Source organism: Shewanella nanhaiensis (assembly GCF_019457885.1).
GTDB classification, from domain to species: Bacteria; Pseudomonadota; Gammaproteobacteria; order Enterobacterales; family Shewanellaceae; genus Shewanella; species Shewanella nanhaiensis.
This window is the reverse complement of the sequence record NZ_JAHZST010000041.1, coordinates 1-3,882: the sequence shown is the minus strand read 5'-3', so window position 1 is coordinate 3,882 and position 3,882 is coordinate 1. Positions and strand designations below refer to the sequence as shown.

General features: G+C 59.6%; 2 protein-coding genes. One reads left to right on the top strand and one right to left on the bottom strand.

Features of this window, described 5'->3' with window-relative positions; translation table 11 throughout:
* Positions 1–3,565: beta strand repeat-containing protein (locus K0625_RS24205; RefSeq protein ID WP_369123212.1), on the bottom strand; the 3,565-nt coding region annotated here is incomplete at its 3' end.
* Between the two features lie 51 nt (positions 3,566–3,616).
* On the opposite strand from K0625_RS24205, the gene K0625_RS24200 reads away from it, so the two are divergent.
* The coding region (locus K0625_RS24200; RefSeq protein ID WP_220111915.1) for a hypothetical protein at positions 3,617–3,882 on the top strand (266 nt) is incomplete at its 3' end.

Below are 3,882 nucleotides of genomic sequence, written 5' to 3'. Positions count from 1 at the left end.
TGTTGATTTGACCGTCAAGCTCAGCGCTGTTGATGTAACCATCGTTGTTGGCATCTTCAGTGATTTCAACCGTTGGCGCTGCTGGCGCTGGCGCCTCAACGTAATCCAAGGTGGCTGCATCACTGCCGGTGGCGCTGTTGCCTGCCACGTCAGTGACCGTGGCGGTGACCACCACGTCAGTGCCGCTTGGCGGCGTGTCCATGGTGACGGCCAGGCCGTTATCGAGCATATCTTGGGTCACAGTGCCAGTGAACAGCACGTTACCCGCTTGGTCAGTGACCACTAAGGTGTCGCCCACCGCAGTGCCTGCGCCTAAGGTGACGCTGATGTCAATTTGACCTTCAAGCTCGGTGTCGTTGATGGTGCCATCGTTGTTGATGTCTTCATCGATAACCACGGTTGGGCTCGCTGGTGCGCCCGTGCCGGTGCCGTAATCCAGTAGGGCACTGTCTGAGCCTGCACTGCTGTTACCCGCTGGGTCCGTGACCGTGGCGGTGATAACTAAGTTGGTGCCCGTGGCCGGTGGGTCGATAGTGACGGCCAGCCCATTGTCTATCATCTCTTGGGTGGCTGGGCCACTGAAGATGACGTTGCCGTCTTGGTCAGTGATGGTGACGGTGTCACCCACGCTCGTGCCTGCGCCGAGTGTGACGGTGGCATCGATTTGGCCATCAAGCTCAGCATCGTTGATGTAGCCGTCGTTGTTGGCATCCTCATCAATGACCACGGTGGGGGCCGCCGGTGCGCCGGTGCCTGTGCCGTAATCGAGCGTTGCTGCATCACTGCCTTGTGCCGTGTTGCCCGCCGCGTCGGTGACCGTGGCGGTGACCACGACGTCGGTGCCTGTCGCTGGCGCATCCATGGTGACAGGGACGCCATTGGTGAGCATATCCTGCGTCACGGTGCCAGTGAAGATGACGTTGCCATCTTGGTCTGTGACCACAAGGGTGTCGCCGACGGCGGTGCCCGCCCCTAAGGTGACGGTGATGTCGATTTGACCATCAAGCTCCGCCTCATTAATGAAGCCATCGTTGTTGGCATCTTCATCAATGACCACGGTTGGGCTAGCAGGTGCGCCGGTGCCGGTGCCGTAATCAAGCGTCGCCGCATCTGAGCCGCTCGCGCTGTTGCCCGCGGCGTCAGTGACCGTGGCGGTGACCACAAGGTCGGTGCCGGTGGCCGGTGCATCAAAGCTCACGTCGATGCCGTTATCGAGCATCGCTTGGGTCACGGTGCCCGTGAACAGGGTGTTGCCATCTTGGTCGGTGATGGTGACGGTGTCGCCCACCACGGTGCCCGCGCCTAAAGTGACGGTGGCGTTGATTTGACCATCAAGCTCGGCATCATTAATGAAGCCATCGTTGTTGATATCTTCGGTGATGTTAACAGTTGGGGCCGCCGGTGCGCCGCTGCCAGAGCCGTAATCGAGCAGCGCATTATCACTGCCTGCCGCTTCATTGCCCAAGGTATCAGTGACCGTCGCGGTGATAACCAGATTAGTGCCGGTCGCCGGTGGGTCCATGGCCAAGTCGAGGCCATTATCGAGCATATTTTGGGTGACGGTGCCACTGAACAGCTCGTTGCCCGCTTGGTCGGTGACCACTAAGGTGTCGCCCACCACAGTGTTCGCGCCGAGCTCCACCGTGATATTGATTTGACCTTCCAGCTCGGCATCATTGATGTAGCCGTCGTTGTTGGTGTCTTCGGTGATAACCACGGTCGGTGCGCCCGGTACGGTGACGCTGTCATCGTAATCTAAGGTCGCACTGTCAGTGCCCGTGGCGGTGTTGCCTGCCACATCGGTGACGGTGGCGGTGATAACTAAGTTAGTGCCGGTTGCCGGTGCGTCGATGACGGCATCGATGCCATTATCGAGCATGTCTTGGGTGACAGGGCCGGTGTAAATCACCTCGCCAGTTTGGTCTGTGATGGTGATGGTGTCACCGACCTCGGTGCCGCTGCCTAAGGTGACGGTGATGTTGATTTGACCATCAAGCTCCGCATCGGTGATGGTGCCATCGTTGTTGGTGTCTTCAACAATCTCAACCGTTGGCGCTGCCGGAGCGTCTGTGCCGACATCGAGCGTCGCCGCATCACTGCCTTGTGCGCTGTTGCCTGCCGCGTCGGTGACGGTGGCAGTGACCACCACGTCAGTGCCTGTGGCGGGGGCGTCCATGGTGACAGGGACGCCATTGGTGAGCATGTCTGCCGTGACCACGCCGTTAAACAGCTCGTTACCCGCTTGGTCGGTGACCACTAAGGTGTCGCCGACCGCGGTGCCTGCGCCTAACTCAACCGTGATGTTGATTTGGCCATCAAGCTCAGCGTCATTAATGAAGCCATCGTTGTTGGCATCTTCATCAATGGTGACGGTCGGCGCAGCCGGTGCGCCGGTGCCCGTGCCGTAATCCAAGGTCGCTGCATCTGAGCCTGTCGCGGTGTTGCCCGCCACATCGGTGACGTTGGCGGTGATAACCACTTCCGTGCCCGTCGCTGGTGCGTCTATCGCTAAGTCCAGTCCACTGTCGAGCATCGCCTGGGTGACCGGGCCGCTGAACAGGGTATTACCGGCTTGGTCGGTGACCACTAAGGTGTCGCCCACGGCCGTGCCTGCACCGAGTTCAACGCTGATGTTGATTTGACCGTCAAGCTCGGCATCGTTAATGAAGCCATCGTTGTTGGCATCTTCCACAATCTCAACCGTAGGACTCGCCGGTGCGCCCACGCCCGTGCCGTAGTCCAGTGTCGCTGCATCATTGCCTGTGGCGGTGTTGCCCGCCTCATCAGTGACGGTGGCAGTGACCACCACATCCGTGCCAGTCGTTGGCGCGTCCATGGTGACCGCTTGGCCGTTATCGAGCATATCTTGGGTGACAGTGCCGCTGAACAGCTCATTACCGTCTTGGTCGGTGACCACTAAGGTGTCGCCCACCACGGTGCCTGCACCGAGTTCAACGGTGATGTTGATCTGGCCGTCAAGCTCCGCTTCGTTAATGTAGCCGTCGTTGTTGGTATCTTCATCGATGGTGACCGTTGGTGCGGCAGGGGCGCCAACGCCCACGCCGTAATCCAAGGTCGCTGCATCTGAGCCGGTCGCGCTGTTGCCCGCCGGATCGGTGACGTTAGCGGTGATAACCAGGTTGGTGCCGGTGGCTGGCGGATCGATCGCCAGTGCCAGGCCGTTGTCGAGCATGTCTTGGGTGGCAGGGCCGCTGAACAGGACGTTGCCGTCTTGGTCGGTGACGGTGACGGTGTCACCAACTTCTGTATCAGCCCCCAGTGTCACACTGATGTTGATTTGACCGTTAAGCTCGGCGTCATTGATGAAGCCGTCGTTGTTGGCATCTTCAGTGATTTCAACGGTTGGCGCCGCTGGAGCACCATTATCGAGAATTGCGCTGTCGCTACCACTGTTAGTATTGCCAGCAGGATCGGTAACGTTAGCGGTAATAATAACCTCAGTACCGATTGCCGGTGCGTCGATGGCCAAGTTGAGGCCGCTGTCGAGTATCGCCTGGGTGACTGGGCCGCTGAACAGTTCGTTACCCGCTTGGTCGGTGACCACTAAGGTGTCGCCGACGGCGGTGCCTGCACCGAGTTCAACCGTGATGTTGATTTGACCATCAAGCTCAGCGTCGTTGATGAAGCCATCGTTGTTGATGTCCTCATCGATGGTGACGGTTGGGCTGGCGGGGGCGCCGCTGCCGATACCGTAATCCAAGGTCGCGCTGTCATTACCGGTGGCGGTGTTACCCGCAGGGTCGGTGACGGTGGCGGTCACCACGAGGTTAGTGCCGGTAACAGGGGCGTCGATGGCCAAGGTGAGGCCATTAGTGAGCATCGCCTGAGTGACGGGGCCGCTGAACAGGGTGTTACCGGCTT